General features: G+C 60.1%; 14 protein-coding genes. 4 read left to right on the forward strand and 10 right to left on the reverse strand.

Going from position 1 to position 16701, the window contains the following annotated elements; translation table 11 throughout:
* The first annotated feature begins 14 nt into the window (after positions 1-14).
* Positions 15-1943, forward strand: coding sequence for a 1-deoxy-D-xylulose-5-phosphate synthase (gene dxs / locus ACR0JF_RS18135; RefSeq protein ID WP_170661751.1), 1929 nt, complete (start codon positions 15-17; stop codon positions 1941-1943).
* A 9-nt stretch (positions 1944-1952) separates the two neighbouring features.
* Here the strand turns inward: dxs and ACR0JF_RS18140 are convergent, their stop codons facing one another.
* The gene (locus tag ACR0JF_RS18140; RefSeq protein WP_170661749.1) at positions 1953-4163 is read right to left on the reverse strand and encodes a hypothetical protein; all 2211 of its coding nucleotides are present in this window, start codon (positions 4161-4163) and stop codon (positions 1953-1955) included.
* A 193-nt stretch (positions 4164-4356) separates the two neighbouring features.
* Here ACR0JF_RS18140 and ACR0JF_RS18145 point away from each other — a divergent pair, with 193 nt between their 5' ends.
* Positions 4357-5325 carry a glycosyltransferase family 2 protein gene (locus ACR0JF_RS18145; RefSeq protein ID WP_170661747.1) on the forward strand — a complete coding sequence of 323 codons (969 nt, stop codon included), beginning with the start codon at positions 4357-4359 and terminating at the stop codon, positions 5323-5325.
* 3 nt (positions 5326-5328) lie between these two features.
* On the opposite strand, the gene ACR0JF_RS18150 is transcribed toward ACR0JF_RS18145, so the two are convergent.
* The 8 genes from ACR0JF_RS18150 to ACR0JF_RS18185 form a co-directional block, all read right to left on the reverse strand.
* Entirely contained in the window at positions 5329-7572 is a 2244-nt protein-coding gene (locus ACR0JF_RS18150) for a glycosyltransferase family 2 protein (RefSeq protein ID WP_170661745.1), read from the reverse strand.
* Complete coding sequence (locus tag ACR0JF_RS18155) at positions 7572-8612, reverse strand: glycosyltransferase family 2 protein (protein ID WP_170661743.1); 1041 nt, start codon at positions 8610-8612, stop codon at positions 7572-7574. The genes ACR0JF_RS18150 and ACR0JF_RS18155 overlap by 1 nt, the downstream gene beginning before the upstream one ends.
* 190 nt (positions 8613-8802) lie before the next feature.
* Positions 8803-9270: an Hsp20 family protein gene (locus ACR0JF_RS18160; RefSeq protein WP_170472764.1), complete on the reverse strand. Its 468-nt coding sequence runs from the start codon at positions 9268-9270 to the stop codon at positions 8803-8805.
* 126 nt (positions 9271-9396) lie between these two features.
* Entirely contained in the window at positions 9397-10212 is an 816-nt protein-coding gene (locus ACR0JF_RS18165; RefSeq protein WP_170661741.1) for a trypsin-like serine protease, read from the reverse strand.
* Entirely contained in the window at positions 10209-11000 is a 792-nt protein-coding gene (locus ACR0JF_RS18170) for a trypsin-like serine peptidase (protein ID WP_480526893.1), read from the reverse strand. The genes ACR0JF_RS18165 and ACR0JF_RS18170 overlap by 4 nt, the downstream gene beginning before the upstream one ends.
* A 119-nt stretch (positions 11001-11119) precedes the next feature.
* Entirely contained in the window at positions 11120-12439 is a 1320-nt protein-coding gene (gene glcF / locus ACR0JF_RS18175) for a glycolate oxidase subunit GlcF (RefSeq protein WP_170661739.1), read from the reverse strand.
* A gap of 4 nt (positions 12440-12443) precedes the next feature.
* Positions 12444-13544, reverse strand: a complete 1101-nt coding sequence (locus ACR0JF_RS18180) for an FAD-binding protein (protein WP_170661737.1) — start codon at positions 13542-13544, stop codon at positions 12444-12446.
* A 49-nt stretch (positions 13545-13593) separates the two neighbouring features.
* Positions 13594-15033 (reverse strand): FAD-linked oxidase C-terminal domain-containing protein, encoded by a 1440-nt coding sequence (locus ACR0JF_RS18185; RefSeq protein ID WP_480669599.1) that lies wholly within the window; start codon positions 15031-15033, stop codon positions 13594-13596.
* A gap of 81 nt (positions 15034-15114) precedes the next feature.
* On the opposite strand from ACR0JF_RS18185, the gene ACR0JF_RS18190 reads away from it, so the two are divergent.
* Together ACR0JF_RS18190 and ACR0JF_RS18195 are read left to right on the forward strand one after the other, a co-directional pair.
* Entirely contained in the window at positions 15115-15825 is a 711-nt protein-coding gene (locus ACR0JF_RS18190; RefSeq protein ID WP_170484917.1) for a DUF599 domain-containing protein, read from the forward strand.
* Positions 15826-15860: 35 nt separating this feature from the next.
* Complete coding sequence (locus tag ACR0JF_RS18195) at positions 15861-16208, forward strand: hypothetical protein (RefSeq protein WP_170379764.1); 348 nt, start codon at positions 15861-15863, stop codon at positions 16206-16208.
* A 3-nt stretch (positions 16209-16211) separates the two neighbouring features.
* On the opposite strand, the gene ACR0JF_RS18200 is transcribed toward ACR0JF_RS18195, so the two are convergent.
* Positions 16212-16697 carry an NAD(P)H-dependent oxidoreductase gene (locus ACR0JF_RS18200; protein ID WP_170379766.1) on the reverse strand — a complete coding sequence of 162 codons (486 nt, stop codon included), beginning with the start codon at positions 16695-16697 and terminating at the stop codon, positions 16212-16214.
* Positions 16698-16701: the final 4 nt, after the last annotated feature.

Below are 16701 nucleotides of genomic sequence, written 5' to 3' on the forward strand. Positions count from 1 at the left end.
CAGGAACGCGCCAAATGTCTGACCGTCCGAATACGCCACTGCTGGACCTTGTGAACCGCCCTGCGGATCTGAAGCAGTATTCGGACGCGCAACTGCATCAGGTGGCGCAGGAATTGCGGGCCGAGACGATCTCGGCCGTGTCGGTCACCGGCGGGCATCTGGGCGCAGGCCTTGGTGTGGTTGAACTGACGACGGCGCTGCATGCAGTCTTCGACACACCGCGCGACAAGATCATCTGGGATGTGGGGCATCAGTGCTATCCGCACAAGATCCTGACCGAACGCCGCGACCGTATCCGCACCTTGCGTATGAAGGATGGCCTCAGCGGCTTCACCAAGCGCAGCGAGAGCCCCTATGACCCGTTTGGCGCGGCGCATTCCAGTACCTCGATCAGTGCCGCATTGGGCTTTGCCGTCGCGCGTGATCTGGGCGGTGTAACACCTGAAGGGCTAGGCGATGCTATAGCGGTGATCGGCGATGGCTCGATGTCTGCGGGCATGGCGTTTGAGGCGATGAACAACGCAGGCCACCTGCGAAAGCGCCTGATCGTGATCCTGAACGACAATGAGATGAGCATCGCGCCGCCCGTGGGCGCTCTGTCGACCTACCTGTCGCGCATCTACGCTGAGGAACCGTTTCACGAGCTGAAGGCCGCCGCCAAAGGCGCGGTTTCTCTGCTGCCCGAGCCGTTCCGCGAAGGAGCCAAGCGCGCCAAAGAGATGCTCAAAGGGATGGCCGTTGGCGGGACATTGTTCGAAGAGCTCGGGTTCTCTTACCTCGGCCCGATTGACGGGCATGACATGGACCAGTTGCTGCCGGTTCTGCGCACCGTCAAGGCACGGGCCACGGGGCCGATCCTGATCCACGTACTGACCAAAAAGGGCAAGGGCTACGCCCCGGCCGAGCAGGCTCGCGACAAAGGCCACGCGACCGCCAAGTTCGATGTGGTCACGGGTGAACAGAAAAAAGCGCCCTCAAACGCGCCGTCCTATACGTCGGTCTTTGGCAAAACGCTGGTGGAAGAAGCCGCGCGGGATGACAAGATTGTCGCCGTCACTGCCGCCATGCCCGATGGTACCGGGCTGAACCTGTTTGCAGAACGCTACCCATCGCGCTGTTTTGACGTGGCGATTGCGGAGCAGCATGGTGTGACCTTCTCGGCGGCGCTGGCGGCAGGGGGGATGAAGCCCTTCTGCGCGATGTATTCGACCTTTTTGCAGCGCGGCTATGATCAGGTTGTGCATGACGTGGCGATCCAGCGCTTACCAGTGCGCTTTGCCATCGACCGTGCCGGCCTTGTTGGCGCGGATGGGGCCACCCATGCCGGGTCCTTCGATATTGCCTATATGGCAAATCTGCCGGGCATGGTCGTCATGGCCGCCGCAGATGAGGCCGAGCTGATGCATATGGTTGCCACTGCCGCAGCCCATGATGATGGCCCGATTGCGTTCCGCTATCCCCGAGGTGAGGGCGTTGGCGTTGACCTCCCCGAACGGGGCGAAGTTCTTGAAATCGGCAAGGGCCGGTTGATGCAGAAAGGCGCGCGCGTGGCTTTGCTGTCCTTCGGCACCCGTCTCGCCGAGGTGCAGAAAGCGGCCGAGGCATTGTCTGCTCGCGGCATCACCCCGACCATTGCGGACGCGCGCTTTGCCAAGCCGCTGGACCGGGATCTGATCCTTAATCTGGTCGAAAACCACGAGGCGCTGATCACCATCGAGGAAGGCGCTGTCGGCGGCTTCGGCAGTCATGTTGCGCAGCTTCTGGCAGACGAAGGCGTGTTTGATAGCGGGTTCAAATACCGCTCGATGGTCTTTCCCGACATCTTCATTGATCAGGCCAGCCCAGCGGATATGTACGCGGTGGCGGGCATGAATGCCGAACAGATCGAAGCCAAGGTTCTGGAGGTTCTGGGCGTTGCGACCATCGGCGAAAAACGCGCCTGATCGCCGCGTTTAACCCAGTTCTTTCAACCCCAGCCGCACGGCCCGGTTGGGGTTTTGCTTAAGGATATGTGCGCCAAGGCGACGGGCGAGGTCCTTGTGCCCTTTCTTGACCGCGCGATTGAACAGCTCTCGCTGATAGCGCGGGAATTGTCTGCGGGCGCGCAGAAGGGTGTAGAACTCAGCCTCGGTCAAGGTTCCGTTCAACGCCCCCAGAATGATCGGGTGCAGGATACCCATCTGCAGAAGAGAGGACCCCAACCGATGCCCCAGCAGCGGCGCGCGCAGATGCGAGACGTTGGTATTCGTGAACCGCGCTGCGTGGCCCGCATCCAGCGGCTCATAAGGGTCATAGAGGATCGACACCCGTCGTGCGGCCTGACTGACCTGCGCGGCATCGCCATAGGGGCCGGTAAAGTCCCGATCCCACACGGTTTTATAGCGCGTCTCCCACGGCACCACGGACTTGTCGACCGTGCTTTGCGGTGAGATCGCAACCACATCGCAGCCCGGTGCTGCCGGAGAAAAGGCGCAGGCCGCATAGCCGCCCATCGAGGCCCCATAAAAGACAACACGCTGAAACTGCTGGAAGAAACCGCTTTGCTTCAGGTTATCGAATTGGTCATAGACCCAGGGTTCGCGATACCAAGTCCAGCCGCCCGCGATGGCCGACAGCATCGACCAGTTCTGCTCTTTGATGAAGGAATATCCCCATGGGCGGCGATCTTTGCGATTGTTCATCGCCACGTCCAGATTGTCGAAGGTCACGACCAGAGTGTCCTTGGACCGCGGCATATAAAGCAGCGAGTGCCCGTTCTCACCGGGTCGATACCAGCCGTCCTTGCCTGCAAGATCCGTCGCGATCCGCGCCCAGCTGCTTGCGGCATCGGTGGGTTCTGGCGGTTTTGGCAGAACCTTCACGCGGGTGACCTCGTGCCCATCAACCTCATGCGTGGCGATCTTTTCATTGGTCCCGAAGGCCTTGAGGAAGGGAAACGCGCCCGAACCTTTGCGGATATCCATAAACAGCCGCGTGTCGGAATGCAGCATCCGGGTCAGGAATTTCTCAAGGAACGGCACCTTGTAGCGATCGCCGAATCCTTCGAGATTGCACAGCACATCCACCGGTTTGAGCCGGTCCTGGGAGGTGATGATTTCGATCCGGTCCCGGTCAACCTCATGATCGGTCAGAAAGGCGACATAGTCGGCGATCCACGGCTCCTCTTCGGATTTGAACTTGCCGCGACGGTTGACGTCGACCAGCTTGACGTCGCAATCGAACTTGTGATGCAGCGCCAGAACAAAGCTGCGCGCCTTGCCGGTCAAATCCGCGACCGAGCGGACCTCGGTCAGGTCGACCTCATCAATCAGCGCGCCGTCAAACACCGTGTGCCCACGCCCTTTGATCGGCGCGAGGACGGGGTTGATGCGCGTCTCGGCCACAAGCTTGGCAAGATATGTGCCCTTGGGCGGCAGGCCGTTGTGATGGTTGCCCAGCTGACGTTTGTTGGAGGCCCACAGATGAAGTGCCGTGGTGTCTTCGGTAATCAGCTGCTTGGCCAACGCCACACGACGCATGAACTTATATCGCTCGGGGAAGGTGACCGGGTAAAAAGCGCTGACGGGCAGGGCGTGGTGCTCCAAACCCATGGCGTGAACAAAATGGGTCACCATCATCGGCCCCCAGACACCCCATGGCTGCTGCGAAATGTGAACCGGATTGCCACTTTCCGCCGCCTGCTGCATGGCGCGCTGTTTCGCCTTTGGCAGGAACGGTGCGATGGAATAGCGATCCTCGGTGAAGTCCAGCATCTGGCGCAGTAGCTCACTGTCCGACGGCATTCCCAGCACCGCGTTGTTGATCCGAGGCGAGTCCGGCAGCTCATACCCAAAGACATAGTCGCTGTCATACGTCATGGGGCGGTGGCAGAAGACATCCGTATCGACCCAGATCATGCCCGGACATCTGTGGATCATGTGCAGCCGGAACCAATCGGCAAACAGGGCAAACGAGTTCTTCTGCTCGTATTTGATGAAATCGTCGGTATCTATGATCTCGCGCCCGTCACGACGTGTCACGCCATCGGGGACGTTGGGGATATCCTCGTAGGAAAACAGGGTGATCTTCTGCCCCTTATCCACAAAGGATTTCAGGCAAAGCTGTTCAAGCCAACTGAGCGGACCACCGATCCATAACGTGCCGACCTCGCGCGTGCGTGCCATCCGCGTATCCTTGTGCCTGCGTGTATTTTGGCACACGCGTCGTTTTCTTGATCCTAAGGTCTTGCGCCGCGCTTGGGTACCGCCAGATTACGCAGCAGGCGCGAATAGTTGGCCGGGCGTGACCTTGGTGCATCCCGTTTTGCGCCGCATAGACAAGACCCAAGCGCCAAAACAGGCAAGCGAGCAGACAGTCATGAGCAATGAGACTTATACAGTCGTCTCCACGATGAAAAACGAAGGCCCCTACATCATTGATTGGGTGGCGCATTACAAAACGCTGGGCTTTGACCACATTCTGGTCTGCACGAATGACTGCACCGACCCCACCGTCGAAATCCTTCTGCGCCTGCAAGAGATGGGGCTGGTCACCCAGCACAACACGATCATTCGCAGCGGCGGCATTCACCGTTCGGCCCTGCGGCAGGCCTCGCGTCGCTACGACATCGTGATGGAGGCCAAATGGGTCTTTGTCTGCGATGTGGATGAGTACCTGAATATCCATATGGGCGATGGCTCGGCCCGCGCGCTGGTCGAAGGGTCTGGTGCGGATGCGGATGTAATTTCGGTCCCTTGGCGGGTCTTCGGCCCGGACCATATCGAACGGTTTGATGACGCGCCCGTCACCCAGCAATTCACCATGGGTGAGTTTGAATGGAACGCGGAGGAGCGGCCCAACACCGGTAAGTTCGTCAAATCCCTCTATTCCAACCAGCATAAATTCAAGCGGATGGGCCTTCATGCACCGGTATCGCTGGATGAGCATGTCTCGGACACCAAACGTGTTTTGCCCGGCGGCGCGGATTACGTCGTAGATGGCGCCCGCACCGAGAACCCGCCTCTGTTTACCCACGCACAAGTAAACCACTACGCGCTGCGCTCGATGGAGAGTTTTCTGATCAAACGCGCGCGCGGGCGGGCGAACCACAGCCACCATGTGCTAGGTATGGAATACTGGGACAGGTTCAACCTCAACGACGAGAAAGACACCTCGATCGAGCGCTATGCACCCCAAAGCAACAAGCTGGCGGAGGAACTCAAATCCGACCCCGTGCTGGGCGATCTGCATGCACGGGCGGTGGAATGGCACCGGCGCAAGGCAGCCTCAATGAAGCTGGATCCGGAAATGGATGAGCTGGTCAAGGGGCTGAAAGCCGCGCTTTAGGCTCTAATGTTGGGTTTCCCCGTCATGATCGACGGTAAAGAACCAATCCTTGTCGGGGTCACGCTCCAGCACGTCATCCGGAATGGATGAGGGGCCTTTGAGGAACACGTTCGCCCCGAAATGCCGGTGCAGGCGCGCAAGCTTTTCCAGACGCGCGCCTGTCAGTTCGGCGTAGAAAGCGGCGTAGTTCGGTGTGGCCTTCAGTTCCGCGATCTTGGCACGGTGGCAATCTACCGAATGGGCATGCGCGGAGGCGATGTCGGGATCGCTGAGCAGCCGATCCAGTTCGGCTTGCATCGCTGGCACCATGCGCGCGATAGAGTGATCCTCGGCGTAGTTGTTGTTCATACGGAACCAGTAGGCGAGGCCCTGATCCCGCTCAACATGGTTCACCCGGCCCCTGTCGCGCTTGACCAGAAAACTCTCGGCCGAGCGGACGGCATAGTGGTTCAGCTGCACAAGATCATAGCCATAGGTGTTGATCGTGGAGCGCCAGCCATTGCGAAACATCGAACGCGGCATCGGCGCGCCGGACCCGTTGACCCAGTTGATCTCCTCCCACAATTGCGGATTGAGGCCCTTGGGGCGATGTACACCCAGCTTTCTGAACAGCCCGATATTGCGGAACAGCGTCTTGAACCCCCAGGCCTGATGCGGTTTGCGGGCGTATTCCGGGGCGCAGCGCTGGAACTGTTCGATAATGGGCCTGTCTTCGAACCCGTGCAGATCGCCATTTCCGAACAGCCGCCAGGTCATCGCGATCATGTTGGCGTCAGGCACAGCGGCAAACAGCGCGTCCAGAGTCCCGTCACCACATTTGATGTTCACGTATTCATCTACATCAATGCAGGCGACCCACGTGGCATCCCTGACGATCTGCTCATCATCGGCGGAATGCAGGGCCGCGTGCTGCGGGCGCATGTCCATCTGACGAAACGGGTTGTCTCGGTGCTGAACCAGGCCTTTGCTTTGCAGCATCTCCAGCATCGTATCGGTGCCGTCTGTGCAGTCATTGGTGTAGATCAGGAAATCATCGAACCCTATGGCACGGTGATAGGCGAGCCATTCCAGAATGAATGGGCCTTCGTTCTTCATCGTGGTCACGATGGCACATCGCCCGCGCCCTGTTTCCTTTGAATTGACCTTCAGCTCCGGCATCCGCACTGGCTTGTACCCCCAGGTCGTGACGGATTGGTGCAACAGCGGCTCATGCTCGATCAGAGAGGTCTTGGGCACGATTTTAGAGATCGAGCGTGTCGGGTGTCGCAACAGCATATGGCGGTAAAACCCCATAGTTAGGGTCGAATCCGGGCGCGCATTTCCGACCCGGACCAACCGCCAGACCGCATCAGGGGCAGACTTGGCCGGCGCGATGCACCAGCGCTGCCGACCGCCCGTGGCATCGAACTGCACACAGATATGATCACCGAAATGCGCCTTTTGTCCCGCACGCACGCGCCACGGATAGCAATGCCGTCCGAACAACGCGATCAGTCCACCCTCGGATGCAACGGCTGCGTCGAAGACGAATGTATCTGTTTCGACCATCAGATCATGCACGTCGATATTTGCCACGGCGCGCGCCTGCGCCAGAAACCGTGTGCGCAAGATCTCATAGACCGAAAACACGCCAAGCGGGCTGTCCCATGGGCTAGGGGGCGGGACCTCCATCCGGTCCTTGCCCGGAGACTCGCTAACGCAAAACGGGTGCGCCTCGGGTGGCAGGTCGGGTTTGCCCAGCGGCACCGGGCTTTGGACCAGAACCACCTGACAGGGCAAGGCATGGCTTTCCAGACCCTCGCGAAGCGCGGCGGCAAACCCATCCTCGGCACCGGGAGGGGCACGGTCGAGGATCACGGCAGCCTCAAGCCCCTGTGTTTCAATGTGGTAGGCCAACCACTCCAACACGATCCCAGCGCTTTCGCCGTTGCGTTGAGCGATGAACGCATTCTGCCCCTCAAACAGCGCGCATTCCGAGGGCGCACAGTTCAGATCAAAGGCCTCCCCGCAGATCGTAAATCGAGGGTGGGCGTCCTGCGGCAAGCGATATCGCAGAATGCGCGCGTCGCCCACGGCGCCTGCCTCCTCAGCTACGCTGCCCTCAGGGGGGATGACTTCCTCAGCCGCAATCAAACGATCAAAGAACAACGTGACTGCCTGCGCGCCATCGTCCTGATGCACGACCGCATCGAGCAGGATCGCGACACCCAAATCCTGACCTGCAAGCTGCCGTTCGATCAGCCCCATCACTCGGCCGCCTTTGACAAAAGCGAGACCTGTCGGGCAACAAACGCAGCCCCCTCTTGAGCGGAGGGCGGGATGCTGTTGACCAGCCCTAGGCGGAACTCCAGCCGCACGGCCTCGATGTCTTGCTGCAGGGCCGCATAGCTGGCACGGTGCCAGTTCAGGCAGGCCTCATGCGCGGCGGCTACGCCGGGCAGGTCCATCAGGTCGGCATAAACAGCCCGGGTCGCATTCATCATTGTGGAAATGCTTGTCTCTTCGACCGTGTTCCAATTGCGCTCGGCCCAATAGGTCGTCCCGATCTCGCGGTCCATGTGGTTCGGCAAACCGCGCGTGCGTTTGACCATGAACTCTTCGCGCGAGCGCAGGGCATAGTGGTTCAGCCAGACCTGACGCGCGCCCATTGGCAGACCATAGAGCGAAATCGCGCCATCATTCCCCGCGAAGCCCGCAGGCAGGTCCACCCCATCCGGGCCGATCCAGCGCGCGGGTTTTGACGGTTTACTGCGGGGCCGATGCACCCCCAGCTTCTGAAACGCAGCTGGACGGTGGAGCGATTTGAACAGGTGGCCGAGCGGAAAATGCAGGTCCTCGGGCGCGGCTTGCATGAACCTCTCGGGCGTTAACCCGCTTTCACGCTTCAACTGACCACCTGCGCCAAAGAACCGCCATGGCAGGGCAAGAGCGTCAAAGGACCCTGATGCTGCCTCGAACCGGGTCAGTAGATCGAGCAGCGAAGCCTCCCGCAGACAAAGAAACTCATCACAGTCGAAAAACAGCGCCCAGTCGACCGAAGCGTAAGCCGGGTGATCCGAGGCGTATTTCAACGCCTGCCATTGCACGGCCTTGTTGCCCTTAGGGGTGAAGGGAAGATGCTCAATCCGCGCGTCCTGGGCCAGCGCATTCAGCAACGCGTCGGACCCATCCGAGCAATCATGGCTTAGGACCAGAAACTGGTCGACGCCCGCCGCAAGGTGATGGGCCAGCCATTCCACCAGAAACGGCCCGTCATCCTTCTGACATGTGATGCCCAATAGGGTCATGCATGACCTCTGACTGCTCTTGGTCTTTTCATCCACTTATAGGCGGATCAGAACAAGAAAGCCACGCGGTTGATCAGGGAAGGGAGCCCTTGGGTAGCGCCAAAAAAACAACGCCCCGCGTCTGGAGGAACGCGGGGCGGGTGTTGCGGCAGTCAGGGAGGAGGAGACCGCCGCAGGAGCTTAAGGCGCGTTAGTTCACGGCCTTGGCATCAACCACATCTTTTTCGATGGCCTTGCCCGAGGAAATCTGAATCCGGCGCGGTTTCAGCGCTTCGGGCACTTCGCGCTTGAGGTCGATGTTCAGCATGCCGTTCTCATGGCTGGCACCTGTCACGCGAACATGGTCGGCCAGGGCAAAGCGACGCTCAAACGCACGGGTGGCGATACCGCGGTGCAGATAGCTGCGGTCTTTGTCGTCGGCGGCTTTCTTGCCAGCCACGATAAGTGCGTTTTCTTTCACTTCGACGGACAGGTCTTCTTCGGAAAAACCGGCGACAGCGACGGAAATCCGATAAGTGTCGGCGTCGGTTTTTTCGATGTTATATGGGGGATAGCTGGGCTGTGCCACGTCGTTGGTCAGAACGCGGTCCATCATGTCGGCGATCTGGTCGAAACCAATGGTGGCGCGGTGCAGCGGTGCAAAATCAAAACTACGCATGTGTCGTTATCCTCATCCTAGAGCGATTTACGATGTTCAGCCCTCCAATCTGGACGGGCCTCGGGTGATACCGGACCCCGTTGTGGCGATCCGATACAAATCAAATGGGTAACGATTTACGTAAGTTCAACCCCCGCCCGAGCTGATGAATTTCGCTCCTGAACCGGACTTGCCCGAACCCACCTGCAATCTGCGGATCGTGGCTTTGGGTTGGGGCGCATCCCGCCGCATGATCGCCTTGAGTTCGGAGACGACCGGAGACAGTTCCATCCCGAAGCCGATCTTGCGTCCCCCACTCTCGCCAATGGCGGAGACAACCGAAAGAATCTGCCAGCGCGACCCGTTTTTGGTCAGAACGGCCGACCCTGATGAGCCAAAGGTGACGTCGCAATCAAAGGTGATCAGCCCGTCTCGCCGATCCAGGATTCGACAGGATTTTTCGCGCGTTATGGCCTCGGACCGGCCTCGCCCGTACGAGGCGACACTGAGCTCCGAGCCGATGACGGGCCCCTGATACAAGACAAACGGATCGGCAATCGAATAGGGGATCGGCTCATCCAGCCGCATCAGCGCCACGTCTTCGCGCACACCTTGAGACGAAAGAGGGTCATTGGTCCCATAGCTTGGAAGCGTGGCAATCTGAACTACCTTGCGCTCGGCCAGAGCGACGCCATTGCTCAGCCCAGCGCGGAACGTCACCTCGCCCGGCTCATAGGCCTGTCCGGTGCGTTTGTCCAAGGCACAATGGGCGGCTGTCAGCACCATATCCTGCGCAATCAGCGTTCCCGTACAGAAAGACCGCGTGCCGACATCAAGCCGGCCGATCGCCTCCCACCCGTAGAGGTCATCGCGATCCGTCAGTGTGCGTTTGTTGCTTTGGGCCTGCGCCGCCGTGGCCACCAAAGAGGCGCACAGGACGAAAAGGGCAAAGGCATTCCTCATGGCCGGATAAACCTTGCCCCGACATTCTTGCCAGACCCGGTGCTGCCCGAAGACAGGCCAAACCCATTTCCATTGGACAGCTCCGCCTGCAGCAGTTGTAGCGATCCATCCAGCGCGGTGCCCAGCGATACGTTTTCCCCGTTAAGCTCGGCTTTGGCCGACACCACAGATACGATACGCGGACGCTCACCGCTCAGCGAGAAAATCGGCGCGCCAGAGGCCCCGAAATCGACATCGCAGGACATTACCAAAACGCCCCGATGCCCGGCCATGACCGAGCAAACCTGCTGCAGCGACGGGGCCTCGGCCCGGTCATGCGCGTAAGACACCACACCCACCTGCTCGCCTTGGTCGGGGCGCGCGCCGGTCTCAAAAGGAATAACGGTGGTGTTTCGAACCGGCTGCCAGAGCTCAATCAACGCCAGATCATAGCGGACACGGTCGCTGGTGGCCCTGCCATTGTATACATATTTCGGATGAATCACGGCCTGCCGCGCAGGACGATAAGCCGAAGCGCTCCCACGTCGCCAACCCGCCAGAAACTCGATCCGCGACGGGTCGATTCGCTTCTTGGTATGTTTTTCGAACAGGCAATGCGCGGCTGTCAGTACCAGCGTGGGCGAGATCAGCGCGCCGGTACAAAATCCGGTGCCATCAATATCCAGCCGCCCCACGGCCATCCATTGCCGCCCGGAATCCGACGTCTCAAGGCTTTTCAGCCCGGTATCCTGCGCCGAGGCAGCCATTGGCAGCACACTCAGCACGATGGCCTTGATCCAGTTGCGCACGCGGTTCTCCGGCTATCCGTTCCGATCAACTGTTCTACGGGTCGCGTGGGGCGAAAATAGGGCACGTCGGCTTGGCGGAAATTTCCTGTTCAACTGATGCCAAGGCGCATCATCGCTGCCTAGCGCAGAGTAGGCACCTCGGAGGTCGCCCCACCCGCCTGCAAACCACGCGGCTCGGGACCTCCGGTGGCCCAATCCAGAAGCTCGACCGTATGGACGATCGGCAGCTCGGTTCCCGATCCGATCTGCATCATGCAGCCGATATTTCCGGTAGCGATCAGGTCGGGCTTTTTCGCCTCTATCGTTTGCGCCTTGCGCTGCTTCAGCTGGCCCGAGATTTCGGGCTGCATCAGGTTATAAGTTCCTGCACTGCCACAACACAGATGGCTGTCAGCGGGTTCAACAACCTTGAAGCCAGCGCGTTTCAGCAGGTCTTTAGGGTAGGTCTTGATCTGCTGCCCATGCTGCAGGGAACAGGCCGCGTGATAGGCCACGGTCAACCCCTTTTCTGATTGCTCGGGCAGGTCCAACTGCATCAGCACCTCGCTGATATCCATGGCAAGGGCCGACACCCGTGCCGCGTCCTGCGCCAGAGGGTCATTTCGGAACATGTGCCCGTAGTCCTTAACCGTCGTCCCACAGCCCGAGGTGTTGATGACGATGGCGTCCAGCCCGTCCCCATCCATCTCCCGCACCCAAGCACGAATATTGGCCGCGGCCGCCGCGTGGCTCTGCTTGCTTTTGCCCATGTGGTGGGTTAGCGCGCCACAACATCCGGCCCCTTCGGCGACCACCACCTCGCATCCCAACCTGGTCAGAAGACGGATCGTGGCGTCGTTGATATCGGTGTTCAAAGCCTTTTGCGCACAGCCCGTCATCAAGGCCACACGCTTTTTGCGCGGCGTTTTGGGCGCAAAGCTCTGCGGGTCGTCATTGCGACTGACCGGAGGGATATGTTTCGGCGCCATGTCCAGCATCGCCCGCAGCCGAGCATCCGGCATCAGAAATCGGAACGGGCGCCCCAGCTTGGCCCCGATCAAGGCCCAACGAAATCGCATCGGATAAGGCAGGATCTGCGCCAGAACCCAGCGCAGCACACGATCGGACAATGGGCGCTTGTAGTTGTTTTCAATATACTCGCGCGCGTGATCGACCAGATGCATGTAGTGCACTCCCGACGGGCAAGTCGTCATGCAGGCCAGACAAGACAGGCACCGGTCGATATGTTTGACCGTCTTCTCGTCCGGTACACGCTCATTCTCAAGCATATCCTTGATCAGGTAGATACGGCCGCGCGGGCTGTCCAACTCATCGCCCAGCACCTGATAAGTGGGGCATGTGGCGGTGCAAAACCCACAATGAACACAGCTGCGCAAGATCTCGTTCGAGCGTTGGATCGCAGGGTCCTGCAGCTGTTCTTCGGTGAAAGTCGTCTGCATCGGCCTACCCCATCAATCCCGGATTAAACAGGGCCCGCGGATCGAACCGCTGCCGCAAACCTTGGCTCAAGGCTGCAACCGGTGCGGGTTCCGGTTGAAACCGGCCCAGCGCCTGAACGGTCTCGGGTTTCGCCCGCACAATAGAGGCATGACCCTGAAAACCGCCAAGACGCGCGCGGACGTCGGTGCCCTCATCCACCAACGCCCAGATCAAACCGCCGCCCCAATCGAGCAGGAGTTTATTCGCCTCAAGCCGCGCAGTGATTTCCGGCGCATCGCTGGGCTTGACTGAGATACGCCAGACATCGCCCTCTTTCACCGCGAATGGGGTCACGTCCCGGATCGCACGCCATGTGGCACCTGAATCCTCAACAACGGCGACCTCGCCGAACCCGGACAGCACTTCCTGCAATCGTCCGACACGATACGAAACTGAGTCCGCAAATCCCTCAATCCGCAGCAATGCCTGACCTGTTTCGGGGGCAAAGGCAGCCCCGCTCACCTCATAAGGCGACCTCAACGCGGCAGACAGAACCTCAACCGCGCCCGTGGCATGGGTAACCGGCACCCCCAGGGTCACGACCGCTTCGGGTTTCGGCAACACTTTCAACGACACTTCGGTCAGCACCCCAAGCGTCCCCCAGGAGCCTGCCATCAGCTTGACCAGATCATAGCCGGTGACATTCTTCATCACCCGCCCGCCATTCTTGACGACCTGCCCTTGCCCGTCGACATAGCGCACGCCCAGCAGAAAATCCCGACACGCACCGGCCTGCACCCGCCGTGGCCCCGAGATATTGGCGGCAACAACCCCGCCAATCGTCGGCTCACCCGAGGTGCCCAACAGCGCACGGTAATCCGCAGGCTCGAACGCCAGTTGCTGACCTTCGGCCTCCAGCGCGGCGTCAATCTCAGCCACCGGGGTTCCCGCCTGCGCAACCAAAGTCAGCGCGCCGGGTTCATAGAGCGATATCCCACGCAACCCATCCACATTCAAAACCGCCCCCGGGCCATCCACCCCGCGCGTCCCGCCGCCTGCAATACGCACCGGCCCCTGCAACCCGGCCACGATCTCGGCCAGTTCCGTTTCTGTCTCTGGTCTCATGACACTTCTTCTGTTCTAAAATACCTCGGGGGGATGGGGGCAGAGCCCCCTATTCCGCAGCCATCCGGCGCGCCTGTGACACGTCCAACGGAAACACCTTGGCTGGGTTCAGCAACCACTGCGGGTCGAACACATCCTTCACCGCCATCTGTGCCTCAAGATCGGCCGCGCTATATTGATGCGACATCAGATCCCGTTTCTCGATGCCCACCCCGTGCTCCCCGGTCAGGCAGCCGCCCACATCTACGCAAAGCTTCAGGATATCGGCACCAAACGCCTCGCATTTCTCCAGATCACCGGGCTTGTTGGCATCGAACAGGATCAGCGGGTGCATATTGCCGTCGCCTGCGTGGAAAACATTGCCGACGGGCAGGCCGTAGTCCTCGCTCAACTCACCGATGCGGCGCAGAACCTGTGGCAGCGCCGAGACCGGGATCGTGCCGTCCAAGCACATGTAATCGTTCATCTGCCCCATCGCGCCAAAGGCCGATTTCCGACCCAGCCAAATCTTAGCGCTTTCTTCCGCCGACTGGCTTTCGCGCAGTTCCACCGGGTTGTGGCGTTTCGCGATCTCAATGATTTTCGACAGCTGATAGTCGATCTCGGCATCCGAGCCTTCGACCTCGACAATCAGCAGCGCGTGGCAATCTGGGTACCCAGCATGGGCGAAGTTCTCGCACGCCTTGATGCAGAGCGTATCCATGAACTCGATCGCAACTGGCAAGATACCCGACTTGATGATGTCCGATACGCACTGACCGGCGACCTCATTGTCATCGAACCCCATCAAAACAGGCCGCGCGCCTTCGGGTTTGCGCAGGATGCGCAGCGTCGCCTCGGTCACGACGCCAAGCTGCCCTTCTGAGCCGCAGATAACCCCCAAAAGGTCCAGCCCGCCGGAATCAAGATGTGCGCCGCCGATCTCGACCACTCTGCCATCCATCATCACCATGGTCACACCCAACAGGTTGTTGGTGGTCACGCCGTATTTCAGGCAGTGCGCCCCGCCCGAGTTCATCGCGATGTTCCCCGCAATCGCACAGGCCAGCTGGGAGGATGGATCGGGCGCGTAGAAGAAATCCTCCTCTTCTACTGCGCCGGTCACGCTGAGATTGGTGCGGCCGGTCTGAACGCGAATGAAGCGGTTGTCATAGTCGGTCTCCAACACGTCGTTCATGCGTGCCACGCCAAGGATCACACAATCCGCCGTCGGCAGCGCCCCGCCGGCCAACGAAGTCCCCGAACCGCGCGGGACCACCGGCACGCCCTCGTCATGGCAAATACGCAGCACGTCCGAGACCTCCTGCGTGGTCGAAGGCAGCACCGCCAGCATGGGCGGGCAACGATACGCGGTCAGCGCGTCACACTCATAGGCCCGCGTTTCCGACGGGTCGTGAATCACCGCATCCTCAGGCAAAACCTGCAGCAATCGCGCCAGAACGGCCTGCTTTCGCGCAAACACATCAGGATTTGGCTGGGGCATTTCCATGGCTGATCCTCCAATTTGGTAAAATAATATTACCAATTTCTCCGTCTGGCAAGTTTTATGATCTGACCCTACTGTCGCGCCATGACCTGGATTGATCGCGCGCTTATGTTTTCGACGCTGGACTATGCGGCCGTCCTGCTTTTGCTGGCGGCCTGGCAAGGGATCGGCTGGAAGATAGAACACCCATCGCCGGGCAAACTGTCTGTTGCGATGATGATGGATGATTTCCGCCGCGGTTGGATGCACGAGATGGTCACCCGCCAGCCCCGCATGTTTGACGCACAGGTCGTTGCAGCCATGCGGCAGGGCAGCACCTTCTTCGCCTCAACCACGATGATCGCCATTGGCGGCGGGCTTGCGTTGTTGGGCAATACCGAGCAACTGGCAGGCGTCGCCAGCGATCTGGCCATCGGCAGCGCCCCTGCATTGGTGTGGGAGATCAAGATCCTCGTTGTGATCCTGTTTCTGGCAAACGCGTTTCTGAAATACGTCTGGGCGCACCGCTTGTTCGGCTACTGCGCCGTCCTGATGGCCGCCGTGCCGAATGATCCCGATGACCCGGAAGCCTACCCGCGTGCCGCGCAAGCCGCCGAGATTTGTGTGACCGCCGCCCGCAGCTTCAACCGCGCGCTCAGGGCCACCTATTTCGCGCTTGCCTCGCTCGCGTGGTTCTTAGGCCCCATCGCGCTGATCATAGGCACCGTGATCACCTTTGGCGTCCTTTACCGGCGCGAGTTCGCCTCACATTCGCGAACGGTGCTTCTGACCTTGCCCCCTGACACCAAGACGTGATCTCTATTTCGCAACCAATTCCTTAGGATCTGCCCATGCGCTATCTGATTCTGACCGCTTTCCTTGCCACACCCGTTCTTGCCGATCCGCCGACCATCGAGAGCGTCTCGGCCAGCCGCAGCGGGGATGCGTGGCGTTTTGATGTCACGATCCGGCATCCGGATACCGGATGGGATGACTACGCCGATGGTTGGCGTGTTCTGGACATGGACGGGGCCGAGCTTGGCATGCGCGTATTGCATCACCCGCATGTGGACGAACAGCCCTTCACCCGCTCGCTAAGCGGCGTCTCGATTCCCGAAGGTATCACGCAGGTGCAGATTCAAGCCCGCGACAATGTCGGTGGTTGGAGCGAAGACACCACGATCATCGACCTGAACTAAGGATCAGAACACCCCGAGGCTCAGCCCAGCCGCCATAGCAGCGCCGATTTCGCGGCACTGATCCAGCTTGTCTTCGGGAATCATCTTCTCGGCCAGTATCGCCTCAGGCGACTGAGCATGAGTGCAAATGATCAAAGGCGGCTGCACTTCTTTCAACCGCCAGCCGGTGGCAATGCGGGCGGTTTGGCGGGCCGCGTTCTCTCCATCTGATCCGGCACAGATCATCTGGGCGTAGGGGCGGCCTTCGATCCAGCCCAGAACGGGATAATAGCTGCGATCGAAGAACTCTTTCATCAGGCCAGAAATCGCGGCGAGGTTTTCGGGGGCGCAGAAAATGTAGCCGTCGGCGGCCAGCAGATCGTCGGGCCCGGCCTGATCTGCGGTTTTCAGGACGATATCTGCCTCATCCCTGCCCGCCTCGGCCGCTGCTTCGGCCATTTGCCGAGCACCGCCGGTGCGCGAATGATAGACAATCAGAAGCTGCGCCATGTCA

This window comes from Ruegeria sp. BG11 (genome assembly GCF_056538565.1).